Here is an 18,437-nt window from a genome sequence, read left to right on the forward strand (position 1 = left end):
ATCATCGACGCATCGAGCAATTGTCCCGCAAACGGGGCGGTGGGGGAAGGGCCGGGCCGCCTACTCTCCTGTAACGACTCGAACTCCCTCGGCCTGCTTCGGCGCGGCGGGCACCCATTCCCGCATCGGCTGCACGACCGCCCCGTAGAAGCCGTCCACCGCCGCCGTGACGCTGCTGATGAAACTGGCAGCCGTGCCCGACCGCCTGCTCCCCATGGGGAAGCTCTGCTCCAGCGTGAACGACACGATCGCGCCGGCACGCCCCTCGACCAGCGACTTCGGATTCGCGCGCACGGTGTCCAGCAGTTCACACGCCTCGTTCCCCCGTTCCGAGAAGACCGCCTCGACCTGCACGGCGCCCGGCGCGTCGGCGAGCTGCTTGACCAGCCACGACACCCGTCGGGCCGCGGTGCCCTCGTCCGGCGCGGCGACGGTGGTCCGGCACCGCACCTTGTTGGTGCGGATATCGGCCATTACCGTGAGATCGCCCGCGGTCTCCGGAACCCGGAGTACCGCCTCGAACACCCCGTCCGCGGCGAGCCGCTCCGCCACCGCCGCGTTGCGGGAGTCCCGGTCCGCCCGGTGCTTCCTCGCCAGCACGTGCCGGACCTCGACGCCCAGCTCCGCGGTCAGCCGCAACGCCAGATGCCTGCTCAACGCCACCCAGGTCTCGGCCACCGCGAGCGCCTTCTGGTCACCCGCGCGCAGTGTCCCCGTCGTCACGGCGTCGCGGACGGCGACCCAGTGCCGTCCCATGTCGACGAACTCCGCCGCGCCGGACCTCGGATGGTCGAGATACCGGAGGAACTCGCTCAGGATCCACGCCTGCAGCGGATCCTCGATATCCCCGTGCGACAGCAACATCCGCGCCTCGTGGGTGACCTCGGCCCAGGACAGGTGCCGGAGCGCGACCTTGGTCAGCTTGCGGCGATCCACCTGCACCGGCAGTTCGCCCGGCCCGGCGGGGATGTCGTTGGACAGGCTGACCACCGTGTCGTACTTCCGGCGCCGCGCCACATCGAGGTAACTCTCCAGCTGGTCCTTGCGCAGCTTCCCGTTCCCGGTCTTCACCTCGAGCAGCCCGGTCCACTGCTTGCTACCCCGGCTGACCTTGAGCACCGCGTCCGGAATGACCTTGGCGTCGGCCCGCTCGTACTGCACCTCCACGTAGCCCTCGAAGGCCCCTGCGGGTGCACCCATCCGCGCGCAGATCGCCCGTGCGAACGGCCGCACGGCCTGCATGGTGGCCACCAGCGCCGAGGTCGCGCGCCGTTCCTGCTCCTCGCCTGCCCCGACGCCGACCACGGAGAACAGCCGTGCCCGCTGCCAGGATTCGGCCTCGGCCTGCTTGAACTCCATCGGCTTGGCCCGCCGCGGCTTCGGCTTGCTCGTCCGGACGCCCCGACCGGCCGTCGGCTGCTCGGTGGGCACCGGCTCCGGCGACGCTGGCTCGGCGGTGCGCTCCGGTTCGTCGTCGATTTCGACGCCGAAAGCCGTTGCCACACCGGCCAAACCGGTGTCCCAGCCTTGGCCGACCGCCCGGACCTTCCACCCGCCGTCGCGCCGGTACACCTCGCCGAACACGAACGCCGACTCCGTGGTCGCGTCCGCGGTCAGGTACTCGGCGACCGACTGCCCGGCCCCGTCGACCACATGCAGGCTCAGTTTGCCCAGCTCGCCGAACGTGCCCGACCCGAGACTGCCCACGAGCGCCACCGTCTCCACTGCCGCGTCGACCGCGCCGAGCTCGATCGTGACCCGGGCCTGCGCGCCCTCCTCCGTCACGCTGGTGCCGAGGAACCGCACCGATCCGTCGGTGGATTCGGGCTGGTTGTAGAACACGAAGTCCGCGTCGCACCGCACCCGCCGATCGACCCCAAGCAACAGCGCCGACGCATCGACCTCCACCTGCGGCTCGGTCCACCCGAGCACCACGTCGATCCGCTCGACCTCCCCCGGCAGCGCGACGTTCTGACCCTTGGACAACACTGACGACACAGACACCCCTTCTCGGAAAACACGGCGCGAACCACGACCTCCCGGACCGGTGCCGCCGTCCCCACCACCCGGATCCCGCCGCGCTTGCACGGCAATGCATGTTGTCGATCAATCGGCGGTCGGTGTTACATGGACCACTACTCGGCTATCGCGCGAAGACACTCGCTCCGCCCGAGAACGACGAGTCGTGGAACCGTAGGACCGCAGGCGTTGTGTCCGGGGGCACATCGAACACGACCACGGTTGACACGCTCAGCCCCGGGTTGAGCTCGGTGAAGCCGACGTCGTCGGACAGCGCCATGTTCGCGCCGAAGCTGCTGTCGAACTTGCGGTTCCGGTCGTCGAATGGGTACTGGTTGCCGCTGTGGAAGGTGCGTGCCTCGCTGCCGATAGCGTTGATCCGCACGCGGACCACCACGAATTCGCCGGTCGCGTGTTCGGACCAGAATCCGTGCCCGAGCACGGTCGCGCCTTGTTCGACCGCGGTGACGCGGAACTCGAACTTCCCGTCCCGGACCGCGGTCCCCGCGGATGCGGGTTGGTTCTACGCAGGTTTCGGCGTCGTCTTCGCCGGTGCGCCCGGCCCCACGGGCGCGACACGGGACGTGCTGCTCGCGGCGACTCGGTTGGCCGAGTCCGACACGCCCGCGCCGAGCACGGTGAGCCAGAGCAGGCACATGCCGACACTGCCGCCCGCGACCCACAGAACGAGGGCGTTGGTCTTCTTGTGGGGCGGTCGCTGCGGATACCTGCCCGGATGGTCGTGGAACGGCGGCTGTGGCGGATAGTGGGGCGGCACGGTCATTGTTCGGCTCCGCGGTCCGCGGCGGCGAAATCAGAGTCCCGCCGCCGGGTGTCGGTTACTGCAGTGCGACCCGCGCGCCGCCGGAGAACGCCGAGTCGTGGAACTCGACCGCGGCAGCTGCCGTGCCTTTCGGCACGTCGAAGACAAGCGTGATCGACAGCTTGTTGCCCGGATTGATCTCGGCGATGAGATGGTCGTTCACATTGAGTTCCGCGCTGGTGTCGTTGGCGAACTCGCGGCCCTGCCCGTCGATCAGCTTCTGGTTGTCGCCGAAGTAGTGCTGCGCCCGGTTGCCCACATTGGTGACCTCGATGTGCACCTGGACGTACTCGCCCTGTGCCCGTTTCTCCAGGAACTTATTCGTGCCAACCACGTCCACCGGCGCCTCGACCCCGGTGACGACGAACGCGAACTTGCCGTCGCGCACTTCGGACCCGGCGGGTGCCGCGGTCGTGCGCTTCTCCTCGGCCTTGGCGACCTCGTCGGCCGCTCCGCCGATCAGTGCTACGCACCCGCCGAACATCAACAGGATCACCGCGAGCACCGCGCCGAGCGCCCACGGCCACACCTTCTTCCGGCGCGGCGGGTAGGGCATCTGCGGATGGCGCAGTGCGGGGTACTGGGGGTTGGTCATCATTGCTCCTCGAGAAAAGAAGGGAAAGTCGGTTCGTGGTCGAGTGCGGCTCAGCCGCGCACGCCACCCAGCAGGTTGAGCGGCCTGCCATTCACCCGGGCGAGGTCCTCGACGGTGCCCACCCGGGCTAGCCGGGCCAGCGCGACGGTCACCTCCGCGGCGGCCGCCGCGTCCGCGCCGGCTTCGTGGTGGCGGTCCAGCCGCACGCCCAGTGCCGCGGCGACGGTGCCGAGCTTGTAGTCGGTCAGCACCAACTGCCGTTTGGCCCAGCCCAGCGAGCACCCATACGTCCAGCGGGGGAGCGGTACGCCGCTGAACTCGCAGGCGCGGGTCAGGTTGTTCATGTCGAACGACGCGTTGTGCGCGACCACCGGCAGGTCGCCCACCAGCGCCCGGATCTCGAGCAGCCGTTGCGCGAAGGTCGGTTCGCCGACCACCACGGCGGGGGTGATGCGGTGGATCCGGACGTTGAACGGGGCGAAACTCCCTACCGCGGCGGGTGGCCTGCACAGGAGGGACGCTGTCTGCACGAGCACCGCGTTCCGAACGATCGCGATCCCGACCGAGCAGATGCTGCCGCGCGCCGGATTCGCCGTTTCGACATCGAAGGCCGCGAACGAGAGCGTCATCGCATCGCCCCCGGCGCGTCCAGGGCAACCGGATACCGGCTCGACATCGCGGAGCGCCGCGAGAACATCGGCGGCGCTTCCGCTTTCGAGGAGCGATCGGCACTCTGTTCGTGTGTGGCGAGCCCCGTCGGGGGTGGCGTGCGGATCATGGAAGTCTCCAAGTCGTGTCGGGATCCGGTGGCGGGCATGGGGTATCGCGCCGTGACAGGGCTCTGTTCGGCGAAGGTTCGGGGTGGCTCAGTGCGAGCGGCGCATGATGCGCCGAACGAAGGCGCGCACCCGTGCCCGGATCGACCGATCCGGCGATGCGGCAGGCGCGGTGACGCGAACGCCCCGTCGCCGGGCGACCTCGGCCGGTGTCGGCACGGGCCCGGTTCGCGGCGGCACGTCGAGCCGGATCGGCGCGCGCGCCGGGGTGCTGCGCCGTTCGGGCACCGCCTGCGACGCGCGGTACTGCTCGAGCGTCGAGCTCGTCAGATGCCAGCCGTGGCAGGCCGGGCACAGGTAGCTGCGCTTCTCCCGGCGCCGCGGCCCCCGCCCGACGAGTCCCGTCAGGACGAGTTCGGCGTCGGAGCGGGTGAAGTAGCGGCGTTTGCCGTAGAAGCATCGCGTCGCCGGAATCGGGATCTGCCGGGTACGCAGGTCGGCACCGTGGCGGAGGGACAGCGACCGTGGCCCGCCGGCACGGCGCCGACGGTGGCGGAGGTGTCGGTGGGTGGACATGCGCTCTCCTTCCGGGTGGGTGAAGACACGACGGACCGCGACCGAACACGGCCGGATGTCGATGCAGATCTGTTGGGGGCGCACTCTTTCGGTTCCCGCGGTGCTGGTGGGAGCGGCTGCCCTCGCGATGACATGAAGCTAACATCACCGATGTCCAAGCGTCAAGCAATTGACATTGTTTTCACTCGCACGGTGGGAGGTTTCGGCCCGTGAACAGCGGGAATGTATGAAAACATCGTCAACTAGTTGACGTGTTACCTTTGCGTTGACGACCCCACCGGAAGGTGGCCGGTCGAGAGGAGGCTCATGTCGGACTCAGTGCCCACGGTCGCCGCGGCGGAGATCGCCCGGCTGGCCGGCGTCACGCGCGCGACGGTCAGCAACTGGCGCCGCAGGCATCCCGACTTTCCCGCCCCCGTGACCGGCGGCACCGAATCGCGGCCCCTGTTCGACCTCGGCGAAGTCCGGGACTGGCTGCGCGGTCACGGCGTCCAGGCTGCCGACTCGCCGGTCCAGCGACTGCGCGCCGTGCTCCGGTCCGACGTCGATCCCGCGACAGTCCCGGCCCTGATGGAACTCGCCGGTGGCCCCGAGATCCCCTCCGACACCGCCGTTCACTCGGCCATCGGTGCCGCGGTCGCCGCGACCGGCCTGAAAGCGACCCTCGACGTCCTGGCCGAACGCGGTTTCGACGCCGTGCCGAGCACCGGCATCTACCCCACCGAACCGCCCGTCGCCGCGCTGATGGCCGACCTCCTCGCCGCCGCGTCCGCCCCGAAACCACGGACCGTTCTCGATCCCGCCTGCGGCAGCGGCACTCTGCTCACCGAGGCCGCCCGTGTCGGCGCCACCACGCTGGCCGGACAGGACGTCCTACCCGTGCAGGCCGCCCGCACCGGCACCTTGCTCACCACCGAACTACCGGCCGCGACGGTGGACATACGCACCGGTGACAGCCTGCTCGCCGACGCCTTCCCCGGCCAACACTTCGACGCGGTCCTGTCCAATCCTCCCTACGCGCAACGTGACTGGGGCGCCGACCGCCTCGCCCTCGATCTGCGCTGGGAGTACTCGGTGCCCCCGCGTGGTGAATCGGAACTGGCGTGGGTCCAGCACGCCCTGGCGCATCTGAACCCTGGCGGTACCGCGGTGCTGTTGTTGCCACCCGCCGTCGCGTCCCGCACCTCCGGCCGTCGCATCCGCATGGAACTCCTGCGCGCCGGCGCCCTCCGCGCCGTCATCGCACTACCACCGGGAGCCTCGACCCCCCGGCAGATCGGCCTGCAGATCTGGGTCCTGCACAGGCCCGACCAGTCGAGCACCTCCGAACACATCCTGTTCACCGACAGCACCCGGCTCACCGAATCGCTGGGCGTGCCCTCGGATTGGCCGGTGCTCGCCGAACGCGTCACCGACGCCTGGCGGGCGTTCGATCACGGTGACATCGAGGCCGCCACACTCGCCGGCTTCACCGCGGTCGTGCGGGTGATGGACGTCCTCGACGACGACATCGACCTCACCCCGGCACGCCGGGTTCGTGCCGCCGTCGACCCCGACAGCGTCGCCTCCTCCGCGCACGCCGCCATCGAGCTCCTGGGTGGTCACCTGGCCGAACTGCGGGACGTCGCGGCGACGGTGGAACAGTGGTCGCCGGGCAACAACACCCCGTTACGCACCGCCACCGTCGGCGATCTGGAGCGCGGTGGCGCGGTTCGCCTCGTTCCGCTGACCCCGATGGAACCCGGCCCGGACGCTGCCCAGCGCCCCGTACTCTCCGGTCGTGATCTGCTCTCCGGCCGCGGCCCCTCCGGGCTCACCGCCCCCGGTGTGCCCACCTCGGCGGAATCCATCCAGGAAGGCGACGTCCTGGTCTCCCGTTTCCGCGACGACCACGGTGCCGCTCCCGGCGCCCGGGTAGCCGAGGGCCCCGACATCGGCGCCGCCGTCGGCGCGGGCGTGATCGTCTTCCGCACGGACCCCACCCGCATGGACCCGTGGTTCTTCGCCGGCTTCATCGGCAGCCCCGACAACTCCGCCGCCATGTTCGGCTCCACCACGATCCGCATCGACCCCACCCGCCTGCGCATCCCCATTCTGAAGTACGAGCAGCAGAAGCCCTACGCGAGCGCCTTCCGCCGCCTCCACCTTCTGCGCGTAGCCGCGGCCCGCACCGCCGAAGCGGCTCAGCAGGCCGCCGAACTGATCGGCACCGGGCTCACCGCAGGGGCGATCGAACCACCCGTCGACCGGTAGCCGCCCTCATCTGCTCGCCAGAACGAACCGCTTCCCCGGATCCACCATTTTGCGCACCGTGGCCCCCTTCGCGTACTCACCCAGCGCCGTCATGTTCCAGCCGTGCGGCGCCCGGGTGAGCATGCACAGGAACACCCCGGTGGTCGGTTCGCCCTGGACAACTCGAACCGCACCAGTTCCGCGCCGCCGACGTCGTCGACGAGCCGGCAGTAGGCCCGGCCGACCTGGTTGAACTTGTGCCCGGCGAACGAGTTCACGGTGAACACCAGCGCGTGGACCTCGCCGGGCAGCGCGGGCAGATCGACACTGATCACCTCGTCGTCACCCTCGCCGTGGCCGGTCAGGTTGTCCCCGGAATGCCGGACCGCCCCACCGAACGCCTGCTGCCGCATGAACCAGACATTGATCAGCTTCTTGCCCCGCGCGTCATAAGCGATCACCGACGCGTCCAAATCGATGTTGTGACCGTGAACGGCGGGATCCCAGCCGAGCCCCATCCGCACCCGGCTCAGCGGCGGCGCGTCCCGTGTGGTGAGCGAGACGGTTTGCTTCTTGCGCAACACCACCCGGCCTTTGCTCAGGTCGATGGTCGGGGTCCCGAACCGAGCCGGTTGTTCCGTCGGGTGGGCGGGGTGATCGGGTGCGCCGTGCCGGGCGGAGGCGTCCGGCGTGGACGATGTGTCCGTCGGCGCCGCGAGCGGATCGGCCTGGAAACCCTCGACCGCGCCATCGGCCGAGCGGCCCTCCGGATCGTCGTCCACCGAGATACCGAAATCGGTGGCGATACCGGCCAGTCCCTGCACATACCCCTGCCCGACCGCCCGCACCTTCCACGCCCCCCGCCGCCGATACAGCTCACAGGCGATCAACGCGGTCTCCGTCCCGAGCCCGTGGGCACGAAGACGGCCAGACTCTCCCCGGTACCGGCGGCATTGACCACGATCCGGAACGGCCCCACCAGCCCCCAGTTCGCAGGCCCGGACCCATCGAGGCTGACCGTCACCACGACCTTCTCGATCTCCGCGGGCACCGCCCCGGTGACCACGCGGATCGCATCCGGCGGCCGCACCTCCACCCCCGGCGCGACCGGCTGGTTGTAGAACACGAAATCGCTGTCGGAACGCACTTTTCCCGCCGCGGTCACCAGCACCGCGGCGATGTCCGCAGCCACCGGCGCCTGCACGGCGACCAGCATTTCCCCCACCGGGATCGGCGCGTTCGGCCCCTTGCTCAACTCCACAGCTCGCCTTCCCGCGCGGTTGGACCGTTCCGGATCGATCGAACCACAGTGATCCGATGCGCGGCATCGTCCTGAGCGACCGAATGGCCCCGTCTCCGGTTCGGAGTACGCCAGTGGGGGACCGGCCGTCGCAGTTCGTCACCCCAGAGCAACTGCGTCCGCTACATTGTTGAGCCGCAATGATCTTGGAGGACGCGATGGCAGAACAGCTCGATGTCGGCACTGTCGAACTCGACGTCGGCAAAGCCAAGGAGGGCATCGGGCGGACGGTCGACGGCCTCGGCAAGGCCGCGCGAACCGCGTCCACGCAGTTCGCCGGGCAGGTCGGCACCGTCCGGCAGGCTGCCCGGGGCAGAGTCGCGAAGCTGACCGCCAAACAGCCGGACCCCTACGACGTCGCCGTCGCCGACTACAACGGCGCGTTCACCGCGATGGCGGACCGGGGCCTGTCCTTGTTGCGTCAGCGCGAACGTTCGACCGACGTGATCGAACTGGTCGAGCAGTTGGTGAACAGCATCGCCAACACCCCGAAATCCTTCGACACCGACTTCGACGACATCGAGGTCCACCGGCAGCGGTTTCTGAACGCCGAGGACTTCGCCCCGGAACGAGCTGGAAGCCGCGCGGCTGTCGGCGGCGGGCGCCGGTGCCGGATTCGCGGCGGGCACCGCGGTCGCGGGCCTGGCGCCGTCCGCGGCGATCTGGGTCGCCACCACCTTCGGGACAGCGTCGACCGGCACCGCGATCTCGACCCTGTCCGGGGCGACGACGAGCCAGGCCGCACTGGCGTGGCTCGGCGGCGGCGCGGTGGCCGCCGGTGGTGGCGGCACCGCGGCAGGCACGACGCTGCTGGCCCTCGCGGGCCCGATCGGCTGGACGATCGCGGGCGCGACCCTGCTCGCCTCGATCGCCCTGTTCGCGAAGAAGAAGTTCGAGAATCGGGAGGCGAAGAACGAAGCACTGTCCGCGATCAAGCGGAACACCGCGCTCGTGCGAGGCATGGACGCGCAGATTCAGGACCTCCTTCGGCGGACGACCGCGATTCGCGAGGGACTGGTGCGCAGCTACGGCGAAGCCCTGGTGCACTTCCGCGCCGACTTCCAGGCGCTCACCCCTGCCGAGCGGTCGACCCTGGCGGCCTTGGTGAACAACACGAAGTCGTGCGCGGCCATGCTCAGCGTGCGTGTCGAACAGGACACCGAGAGTGCCTGACCCAGCCGACCTCGTCACCAACGCCCAGGAGCAAGCCGTCGCATCCTGGGCGAGCTACCTCAACCAGATCCGCGTGGACAATCTGCTGAACACGCTCGGCAGGCAGGACGGGCACCTGCGGGACGCACTCGCCGAAATCGATGAAGCCGTCAGAAGAATCGACGTCGAGGTGGTCGCCGCCAACCGCGGTGGCCGGCACGGCATGCACGGCTTCATCGCCGAGATCGCCGAAGTAGGGATCGGCAACGCCCGCCAGCAGGTCCTCGGCCACGAGCCGGTCCACCGCTGGATCAACGACAACAAAGCCGCAGACCTCGTGCGCGGAAACGTCGAGATCCAGCAGAAATTCGTCGCCGCGGGCGGCCGCTTCTCCCTCGGCGCGATCACCGACCATCTCCAGAAGTATCCCGACTACGTGCGCAACGGAGGGCGATACCAGATCCCCCGCGATCACTACGACGTGATCCAGCGGCTCCGTGTCCTCACCCACGAACAGGCGAGCACCCAGCTCTCCCGCAGCGGCGACGGACCATCTCTCCGGGACTGGCAGCGAGTCCAGACCTTCTTCCAGGACGGGTCGGTCGGCTTCGAATCACTCGAAGCGTCGGCCCTCGAGTACAACGACGTACAGCGCGAGGTCTACGCCGCGACCATGGCGGCCGAACAAGACTCTCTCCGCACCACCGACCGCGCGCTGCGCGATGACGCCCACCGGGAAAGCCGCCCGACGCTGCACGAGGGAAGCACCGCCGCGCTGACAGCCGCCGGGACCGCGGCAGACACCGCGTTCGTCCTGGCCGTCGTCGCCAGGCGCCGAGAAGGCAAGCGACTCAGAGAATTCAGTAGCCAGGACTGGCTCGATATCGCAGGCACGACCGGCGCCGGATTCGGCAAAGGCGGCATTCGAGGCCTGAGCGTCTACGCACTCACGAACTTCACCGCCACCTCCGCATCCGTCGCCGGCTCGATCGTCACCACCTCCTTCGGCATCGCCGAGCAAGCGAACAAACTGCGCCGCAGCGAAATCGACGAACTCGCCTTCATCGAGAACGCCGAACTCCTCGACCTGGACGCCGCGATCCGCGCGCTGTCCTCCTTCATCGGCCAGACGGCCATCCCCGTCCCGATCCTCGGTGTCGTCATCGGCACAACGGTCGGCACCGTGATGTACAAGGCCGTCGCCTCGTCGCTGACCAAGCGAGAAGCCGCGCTGATCGAGCGCTACCTGGCCGAACAGCGCGCGCTCGACGAACACCTCACCGCCGAATACCAGTCGCTCGTCGACAGGTTGACCGCGAGCATGTCGGTCTATCTCGAGCTGCTCGAACGGGCCTTCTCGCCGAACAACGGTCGTCTACCCTGACACTGCTCTCACACCTGTCCATGTGGCAGGTACGGAGCCTTACCTGCGGCCGACGCGTACGACCTGATGCGGCGAAGCTTTCGGCTACACGATCGCGCAGAGCAGTCCGGCCTCCACCCACAGGGTGATGAAGCCGGCCACGTTGCCCCGCGCCGCGGAGACCTCGCCCGCGACCGGCAGTTCACCGTCCGCCATCTCCGCAGCAGCCGCACCACCGGCGACCCGCAGATGTTGCTGAGTCGGTGAGCCGACTCCAGGTAGCGATGGCCGGCGTGTGATCGACTTGTGCCCTGAACTGCTGTGCACTGGGAAGTCGACGGACACCAGTTTTCGGACTATCGCTTCCTCCGACGCCCACGTTGTCATCGCACTAGGCGATGGGCCAAGGGTTCTCGTCGAGAACGACTCCGGTTCTGCTTCTGACGCTCGCCCGCCGATTGGCCGGAGTCCACGGCGACCATCGCACTGTGCTGGTCGCTCAACCTGGCCGAGACGAGATCCCGTAGCTGCTCTCTGGTGACACCCACGGTACCGACCAGACCGTTCTTGACGAGGTCGATGAATTGGGTGCTGGTCAGATGGCGGTCGACTCGGCCGTAGCCGAGTACCCGTCCTGCAGCACCGTTGCTGCGGGTCCGGCCACTCAGTGTCGACTCGTGATTCAGCAACAGCCGGACATAGGAGACCGGCATGTACATTCCCGGCACGAGCGCATCAGGTCGGATATTCGCTCCGGGTGACCAGTAGGCGAGTTTGACGAAGCACGGGTCGGTGCCCAGTCGCCAATCATCTGGTTGCTTCGGTGTCTTCCCCATTCGACCGATCTCTTCGAGCCGTGCCAGCTGGCTCATCAGCCGATCATCGACAGAGACGGTTTTGCTCCGGGGATCGAGGCGTTTGTACTGCACGAGAGTGAAGCTGGCGGTCGGCTCGTGGTAGTAGATCAAGTCGGTGCCTAGGCGTGCCTCGACCGGGGTCGCGTTCACGTTGGCGATCTCGATGGTGCGGCCGCGCTGGTCGGTGAACACCTGGATATCGCACCTCGTCGACGTCGACCGGGTCCATTCGGAGAAGAGGTCGTCGCTCATCAGCGCGCGGGTGTCGTGGTCGATGGCACTCGCCTCGACGGGATCAGGGATCAGCCCGCTCAAGTAGGGGTCATTCGTCGATGACGGTCGGCGCCAAGCGGCGATGCGAGTCGGTTGGATGCCTGCGATGCGAACGACCGTGCCGAGCGCGTCTCGTTCTTCCTGCCAATAGGCGTCGGCGGGGCTTCCCTCGGCGAGGTTCGGCGGGTTCGCGATCGCACCGATCCAATTCACCAGACTGCGAAGTTCAGGGTGAGACCGCACAAGTTCGCGTTCGATCGGTGCCCACACATGGGACATGACAGTTCTGACGCTGCCAACTCTGCATGCCAGATCGAACTCTTCCCGAATCGACGATGGCAAACGTGCGGAGATACCTGTCGGTCCGCTGAAGAGAACGGTCTCCAGGACCTCCCGCAAGGGATCGATCGTGATATTTCCGTCGAACGCCCCGGACACCCCTCGGTGAGCGGCGACGCCGAGCCATGCCAGTCTGCGGGTGCCCGAGTTGCTGTCTTCTTCGACAACGATCACCATCCGCGATGGGTCGGTGTGCAAGACGTCGGATTTCTGGTACGCCTTCGTGAGCCGCTGTGTGTTCCTGAGGTCACGCTGTGAACGCAAAAGCTCTGTGGCACTGACAGCTACGACGTAGACCATGGTGACAACCTATCGCGCTCCTGCTGCCCCGCGGTGATAGCCGCATCGACAGCCACGGCCATCCGGTGCGCCGCTTCCTGCCACCGCCGCAGTTCCTGAACGGCGGGGGCCAGCGCGAAGTCGTTGTGGTGGGCGGTGCTCGACAGCTCCGACCACAGCAGTCGTGCTTCGGCCGCGGCCTCCTCGCCGAGGTACTTCGGCAACACGAGCAGCTGGGCTCGGACCGTCACGCGACTCATCTGTGGAGACACCGCGCGCCACAGTTCACGGATGGCCTGTTCCATCGCGATCCGCAGCATCCAGGCCGCGGCTCTCGGCCACATCCCGCCGACATCGGAACTCGCGTCGGTGATCAGCCGGTCGGCGGTGCGCAGGCGGGAGTGGACGGTGTTCAGCGATTGACCCATGTGGCGATCCTCTCCGCGCGGTTGACCAGGTCGCCGAGTTCGTCCTTGCTGCAGCCGTGAGCGCCGCGGTTGCACGTGGTGAGGACGTCGGAGGCCCACGGCGCGAGTTCTCTGTCGAGATGCGCGGCGACGTCGGCTTCTCTGGTCCGGTCGAGAAACAGCGCCAGTGCCAGTTTCTGCACCGTGCGTTCGGCCTTGCCGAGTTGCTCGGTGATGTCGGCCTGCCGGAAGCCGTGCTCGCCGAGGACCCGCCTGACCTTCGTGGTGGCCGCTGATTCGATCGCGAGCCTGCAGCACAGGGCGATCATCTCGTCGGCTTCCTGGCGCGGCAGATTGCGGGTGAGGGTCAGCGCGCGGGCGTCGTCGATGTAGCGGCGGACTGGGTCGATCGACACCCGGACCTCGACGACGGACCGCTCGCGGCGCTGCACGTCGAGCACGGTCGCCGGAATCTGCAAGCGCCGCACGGCTTCCGGCAGGCGAAGGTCGTGGGTGAACACGATGACCTGCCGGGCGCGCGCGACGTCTGCGAGTACCCGCGCCAGGCCGTCGACCTTCGCCGGGTCCATCGACTGCACCGGGTCGTCGATCATCAGGAAGCGGAACGGGCTCTGTTCGGCGGTCGCGCGAGGCAGGAACAGCGACAGACCGAGTGCGTGCAACTCGCCCTGGCTCATGACCCCCAGGGCCGCGCCCGCGACACCGTCGACGGCGACGTCGAGGTCGACGCGGCGAGTGCGGTCCGTACCCTGCAGCACGATGTCACCGAGTTCGACGTTGCTCTGCTGGCGCAGCGTGGTCCAGACCTGTTGCGACAGTTCGGTCAACGGCCGCATGCGCTCGTTGCGCAAGGACACGGCGGCATCCTTGAGCCAGGTCTCGGCGGCTTTTACGGTTTTCAGTTCGTCGGCGGCGCCGGCATGGGTGACTGCTGCGTCGACCCAGGTCGCGATCTGGCGGGCGAGCGGCGACCACACGTCGTCGAGCCGGGCGAGTTCGGTGCGGGCGCTCTCCTGCAGGGCGGTCAGTGCCGCGCGCAGCCGGCGGTATCGCACAGGGAGTTGAGCGGCCAGTGCCGCCGGTTCGATGGTCGCGAGTTCGGTCCACTCCTGCCACGCGGCGATGGTGTCGGTCGCGTCGATCGGGCAGTCCGCGAGAACGGCCGGAACCGGCCGGATCAGCTGGCGAATCGCGGCTGTCGCCCGCTCGTGCTGCTTCTGTGCGTCGGTGAGTTCAGTGGTCCGCGCGCGGATGCCGGCGATCTTGTGCTGGGTGTGCGCCTGCCACTGCTCGTCGAGTTCACCGACCCCGCAGACCGGGCACCGGCAGTCGGGCCCATCGGCGAAGGTGGTCGCCAACGTGAGGATCTCGAGCAGCCGCGAACCGAGCTCCGCGTCGGTGGTCGCCGCCCCGAGCAGGCGGGTCGTCGCGGAGGTGAGTGCCGTGACCGCAGTATCGACAGCCGTGTCCGTCGGCAGTTCGATGCTGGTCACCGCGGACAGGGACGCGGGGGCACCGGACGGCTGTTCGGCGCCGAGCACAGCACGCGACAGCGCCTCGACATCGACCCGGCGTGCTCGGAGAAGACTCTCGACCACGCGTGCGCGTTCGTCGTCGACGACCGACAGTTCGGCGAGCAAGGTGTCTTTACCACGTTTGATCTCTTTGATCGCCTTGTCGAGGTCGAGGCGCCTGCGCTGCAGGGTCGCCAGCGCGGTCGTGAGGTCGTCCAGGCCGAGCAGACTGTGCAGCGCGTCGTACATACCACTGGGCGTCCCGTCGATGAGGGAACCCAGTTCGCTGTAGGACAGGAACGGGCGGAACAGCTCGAGCGATCGAGCGAACTGGGACCGGTCCAGCGGCGCCGGGCCACCCGCTGTGCGCTGGGCTGTCCATACGCCGTCGTCGAGATCGCTTGTCCGGTCCCAGCTCCCGGTGATCGTCAGCGGGTTGTCCGCGCATTCGGTCTGCAGTTCGACCGCGATGCGCGGGTTCGCGCCGTCGTGCAGGTTGCGCCAGCCGTCGCGCCAGATCTTGGACTTGCCTGCCCAGCGCTTGTTGTCGCCGGTGAGGGCCAGCTCCGCCGCCTCGGCGAAACTCGATTTGCCGCAACCGTTCCGGCCGACCACCAAGGTCAAGCCGAGCGAAGGCTGGATGGGCAACCGGGCCTGTTTCCCGATGCCGCGGAAGCCGTTGACGGTGATGGATCGGATGAACATTCCGGTCAGCGCGTCGCCGTCGGCGCTCAGCGCCGGGCCGGAGCTGTCCGGGAAGGCCGCCAGGACGGTGTCGGTCACCGCTGCCGGGAGTGCCGGGTCGGCGGCGAGCGCCGTGGTGACGAGGTCGGTGAGACGCCGTGCGGACGAGTCGGTCGTGATGGTGCCAGAGAACGATTCGTGCATCTACGATCCCCCTGATCGTGTGAAGGCCTTGAACATGGCGAGGCCGAGACGCGCCCGTCGTGAGCCGCCCGATTTCAGCCGGGGTTTCCCCGGTGGGCGTGGACTCGGCCACTGCGTATCGAGTACCGCTGGTTACGGATCCAGTGGCGTGCGCGGCACCCGATCGACGGTGGGCTCGCCCTGGTCCGGGTGTCTCGTCGTGGCCTCGGCGATCGTCAGGCAAGCGCGGTCCGCGACCGCTGGTCCGGTGTGCTCGGCTCAGCAGGGACCGGGGATGCGGTGACGCTGCTGGTCGGCGATCCACCACGACAGCGCGCCGAACCCGGCGCCGATGAGCGCGCCGGGAACCGCGCCGATGATGAAGATCGGCAGACCGGCGAATGCACCGATCGCGGCGCCGATGCCTGCGCGCAGTTCCAGGGTGTCGCCTGGCATCATGCACATGGACACCGGTTGCCCGGTCTCGTCGACGCTGATGAGGATCGCTGCCGCGGAGGACGCCACGGGAGTTTCGGCGGTCGGCGTCGGCTCCGTGGTCGCAGGTCCACCGAGGGCGATCAGTGCGGAACAGGTCAGCGTGGCGATCGTCGTCTTGAGCATGAAAACTCCTGTGCTGGAGGGATGTTGAGAGTCGAGTGCCTATCGGGTGCCGCGCCGCCGCGAGCGAAGGAAGCGGCGGGTGTAGGGATGGTGGTGACTGCTGATCGCGGCCCGGGAAGGTGCTTACAGCTTGCAGGTTCGCGAAAACATTGTCAAGCGTCTTTTGATCGCTTGACTGTTTTAGATGGAAGGCGAGAGTGGATCTCGGTCCAGCGATGGTGCGAGTAGTGGTGATGCCTGCCCGTGCCAGGTGACCACGAGCTGGTCTCGTGCACGGCTGGCCGCGACGTAGAGCAGGGAACGTTCGCGCAGTTCGGCTTCTTCGCGTTCCTCGGCGGGCACACCGCGTAGCTGGTACCGGGACGGTACGTGCTCGTCGTCGACACCGGCCAGCACGACGCAGCGGAACTCCATCCCTTTGGACCGGTGCATGGTCAGCACCTGTACGTGGTCGCCGGTCGGGAGCGATTCGTCGAGGACTTCCGCGTCCACTCCGCGCTCCGTCAGGGCCCGGGCGAGAAAGTTCCGCTGAGTGGTGTCTCGGGTCAGCACCGCGATGTCGCCGGGTGCGATTCCGTCCTCGTCCAGCCAGGTCGTGAGCTGGTCGGCGATGACCCGGAGTTCGGCCTCGCCGGAACTGCAGCGAATCGGTTTCGGCACCGGGCCGAGCCGGGCCGAGGTGTAGCCGGCGGTGGACTCGGGCCCTTGCTCGAGATCGCGATAAGTCGCGTCGTCGAGTATGCCGATGGCGAAACGCAGATTCTGGGCCGTGGTCCGGTAGTTGAAGGTGAGTTTGGCCGACCGGCCGCCACGGATATTGATCCCCAGCCTGCTCAGCACCACAGGCTGCCCGTATATCCGCTGGTGAGAGTCCTCGGCGATGAACAGATCATCGGGGCCCTCGCCGACAAGCTCGCGCAGCAGGGTCCAATGGGCGGCGTGCAGATCCTGTGCCTCGTCGACGATCACATGGTCGGCGAGGCGCGCTCCGGAGGTTTCGGCCCGCCAGCGCAGATCGGCCGCAGCGAGCGCGAGCACCTCGGGGAAACTCACCTGTCCAGCCGCCCGGTGCAGTGCGCGGAACCGGGAAAAGATCTGCCACAGCGCGATCCGTTGCGGTCGGGTCAGCCGGACGCCGCGCCCGGCGCGCGGTACCCGCAGATAGTCCGCTTCGGTGGTCACCCGGTTACCGAGTACGACGCTGACGTACTCGGTGGTCAGGAACTGTGGCTGGGTGAGGCGTGGGTCCAGGACGCGATCCGCTGCCGCGACGGCATCGGCCCATCCCAGATCGGGCGAGACGGTGCGGGTCCGGCGCACGGAGGTACCCGGACCGAAGACCTGCTCGAAAGCACGGCCGATATCGGCGGGTTCCCGCAACACGGCGGCGGCGAGCCGATCGATACCGCCGACATAGACGCCCGGCCGGCCGGGTTCGGCGGCCAGCCGCACGTCGGGGTCCAGTGCGATCAGGCTGTCGCGAAGCCCCCGGGCGAGCGTCTTGTTGAACGTGGTCAGCACGATGCGCGCGTCCGGATTCCGGCGGGCGAGATATCGTGCACGGTGCAGCGCCACGATGGTTTTTCCGGTTCCTGCGCCGCCGGACAACCGGAAAGCGCCGCGCTGGGACTGCTCTGCGAAGCGGCGCTGGCTGGGGTGCAGGAAGGTGCGCCAGGCGGCGAAGTCGCCGCCCTCGAGTACTCGCCGCAGCTCGTCGTCGGTATCGACCAGGGTGAACTGCATCCGGCTGGCCGGATGGGACAGGGCCGCGAGGATCGCGGAGTCGTCGTCGACCGTCGCGTCCGGCGCGGTGTCGCTCTCGAGGTCGGCGCAGATGTCGTCGATCGAACGGCCCACGGCCAGTTCGAGAATCGCGTTCTGCTGCCAGGCGATATCGGTTGTCTGGGCGACGGCGAACACGCCGTCCTGGTCGTCGGCCGCGAGCACCTCGGCCGCCAGATCCGGGTCGAGACCGAGCTGGGTGGTCAGGTGTTCGATGGTGTATCCGACTCCGGCGAGATAGCCGGCGAGGACGGCCGGTCCGGCAGTCCGGCGGGAACGTGGAGTGGCCCGCCGGTGGTCGTCACGGCTGACGATGCCTTCCAGTACGCCATTGATCGGGTTGACGCGCAAGGTGGTCTTCTCGGCGATGCCGTTGGCGACGTCGTGCTTCCAGGTCCCGAGATAGATGTAGGTCCGCTCGCCGAAGCGGTCGTCGACGCGGAACATGACGGCGCGATAGTTCAGGTCGACCCGGCCGGTTCGAACACGCGCGTCCGCGGCCCCGCGCAGTGGCTCGATGTGCAGTCCCGGCGCGGTATCGTCGGCGCGTAGCTTGTTGAAGAACTCGTAGACCTTGTCCTTGATCGAGCCGTCGATCTTCGGCAGCGACATGTCGTTCGCCAGTACCAGGTTGGCCACGA

The 18,437-nt window shown here is 68.2% G+C and carries 16 protein-coding genes and 1 pseudogene; 3 read left to right on the plus strand and 14 right to left on the minus strand.

Annotated features, from left to right (window positions below; translation table 11 throughout):
* Nucleotides 1-60: 60 nt before the first annotated feature.
* The 6 genes and pseudogenes from ON36_RS07890 to ON36_RS07910 form a co-directional block, all read right to left on the minus strand.
* Complete coding sequence (locus tag ON36_RS07890) at nucleotides 61-1,998, minus strand: TerD family protein (protein ID WP_043649673.1); 1,938 nt, start codon at nucleotides 1,996-1,998, stop codon at nucleotides 61-63.
* Nucleotides 1,999-2,143: 145 nt separating this feature from the next.
* A pseudogene (locus tag ON36_RS32615) lies at nucleotides 2,144-2,512 on the minus strand (DUF4352 domain-containing protein); the annotation flags it as partial.
* 30 nt (nucleotides 2,513-2,542) lie between these two features.
* A complete protein-coding gene (locus ON36_RS32620; RefSeq protein WP_052313740.1) occupies nucleotides 2,543-2,803 on the minus strand; it encodes a hypothetical protein in 261 nt (86 codons plus the stop codon).
* A gap of 55 nt (nucleotides 2,804-2,858) precedes the next feature.
* Nucleotides 2,859-3,437 carry a DUF4352 domain-containing protein gene (locus ON36_RS07900; RefSeq protein WP_083884984.1) on the minus strand — a complete coding sequence of 193 codons (579 nt, stop codon included), beginning with the start codon at nucleotides 3,435-3,437 and terminating at the stop codon, nucleotides 2,859-2,861.
* Between the two features lie 50 nt (nucleotides 3,438-3,487).
* Nucleotides 3,488-4,066 carry an exonuclease domain-containing protein gene (locus tag ON36_RS07905; RefSeq protein WP_043649676.1) on the minus strand — a complete coding sequence of 193 codons (579 nt, stop codon included), beginning with the start codon at nucleotides 4,064-4,066 and terminating at the stop codon, nucleotides 3,488-3,490.
* Nucleotides 4,067-4,303: 237 nt separating this feature from the next.
* Nucleotides 4,304-4,789, minus strand: coding sequence for a hypothetical protein (locus tag ON36_RS07910; protein ID WP_157224813.1), 486 nt, complete (start codon nucleotides 4,787-4,789; stop codon nucleotides 4,304-4,306).
* A gap of 306 nt (nucleotides 4,790-5,095) precedes the next feature.
* Between ON36_RS07910 and ON36_RS07915 the strand changes: the two genes are divergently transcribed.
* Entirely contained in the window at nucleotides 5,096-7,042 is a 1,947-nt protein-coding gene (locus tag ON36_RS07915) for an N-6 DNA methylase (protein WP_043649682.1), read from the plus strand.
* An 89-nt stretch (nucleotides 7,043-7,131) separates the two neighbouring features.
* Here ON36_RS07915 and ON36_RS07920 read toward each other — a convergent pair whose 3' ends face one another.
* From ON36_RS07920 to ON36_RS36555, 3 genes are all read right to left on the minus strand, one after another.
* A complete protein-coding gene (locus ON36_RS07920) occupies nucleotides 7,132-7,911 on the minus strand; it encodes a TerD family protein (RefSeq protein WP_218001177.1) in 780 nt (259 codons plus the stop codon).
* Nucleotides 7,908-8,282 (minus strand): TerD family protein, encoded by a 375-nt coding sequence (locus ON36_RS35785; RefSeq protein ID WP_218001176.1) that lies wholly within the window; start codon nucleotides 8,280-8,282, stop codon nucleotides 7,908-7,910. Before ON36_RS35785 ends, ON36_RS07920 begins: the two co-directional genes overlap by 4 nt.
* 161 nt (nucleotides 8,283-8,443) lie before the next feature.
* Nucleotides 8,444-8,995, minus strand: coding sequence for a hypothetical protein (locus tag ON36_RS36555; protein WP_281004833.1), 552 nt, complete (start codon nucleotides 8,993-8,995; stop codon nucleotides 8,444-8,446).
* A 94-nt stretch (nucleotides 8,996-9,089) separates the two neighbouring features.
* On the opposite strand from ON36_RS36555, the gene ON36_RS36560 reads away from it, so the two are divergent.
* Both ON36_RS36560 and ON36_RS07930 read left to right on the plus strand, forming a co-directional pair.
* The gene (locus tag ON36_RS36560) at nucleotides 9,090-9,494 is read left to right on the plus strand and encodes a hypothetical protein (RefSeq protein ID WP_281004834.1); all 405 of its coding nucleotides are present in this window, start codon (nucleotides 9,090-9,092) and stop codon (nucleotides 9,492-9,494) included.
* The gene (locus tag ON36_RS07930; protein WP_174377547.1) at nucleotides 9,466-10,857 is read left to right on the plus strand and encodes a hypothetical protein; all 1,392 of its coding nucleotides are present in this window, start codon (nucleotides 9,466-9,468) and stop codon (nucleotides 10,855-10,857) included. The genes ON36_RS36560 and ON36_RS07930 overlap by 29 nt, the downstream gene beginning before the upstream one ends.
* A 362-nt stretch (nucleotides 10,858-11,219) precedes the next feature.
* Here ON36_RS07930 and ON36_RS34610 read toward each other — a convergent pair whose 3' ends face one another.
* The 5 genes from ON36_RS34610 to ON36_RS07955 form a co-directional block, all read right to left on the minus strand.
* Nucleotides 11,220-12,605, minus strand: coding sequence for a hypothetical protein (locus ON36_RS34610; RefSeq protein ID WP_043649684.1), 1,386 nt, complete (start codon nucleotides 12,603-12,605; stop codon nucleotides 11,220-11,222).
* Complete coding sequence (locus ON36_RS07940; protein ID WP_052313742.1) at nucleotides 12,590-13,012, minus strand: hypothetical protein; 423 nt, start codon at nucleotides 13,010-13,012, stop codon at nucleotides 12,590-12,592. The genes ON36_RS34610 and ON36_RS07940 overlap by 16 nt, the downstream gene beginning before the upstream one ends.
* Complete coding sequence (locus ON36_RS07945; RefSeq protein WP_052313743.1) at nucleotides 12,997-15,414, minus strand: ATP-binding protein; 2,418 nt, start codon at nucleotides 15,412-15,414, stop codon at nucleotides 12,997-12,999. The genes ON36_RS07940 and ON36_RS07945 overlap by 16 nt, the downstream gene beginning before the upstream one ends.
* 258 nt (nucleotides 15,415-15,672) lie before the next feature.
* Complete coding sequence (locus ON36_RS07950; protein ID WP_043649687.1) at nucleotides 15,673-16,014, minus strand: hypothetical protein; 342 nt, start codon at nucleotides 16,012-16,014, stop codon at nucleotides 15,673-15,675.
* A gap of 180 nt (nucleotides 16,015-16,194) precedes the next feature.
* Nucleotides 16,195-18,435 (minus strand): 3'-5' exonuclease, encoded by a 2,241-nt coding sequence (locus tag ON36_RS07955; protein WP_043649690.1) that lies wholly within the window; start codon nucleotides 18,433-18,435, stop codon nucleotides 16,195-16,197.
* Nucleotides 18,436-18,437 lie beyond the last annotated feature (2 nt).

Origin of the sequence: Nocardia thailandica NBRC 100428 (assembly GCF_000308795.1) — a bacterium.
In the GTDB taxonomy this organism is placed as follows: domain Bacteria; phylum Actinomycetota; class Actinomycetes; order Mycobacteriales; family Mycobacteriaceae; genus Nocardia; species Nocardia thailandica.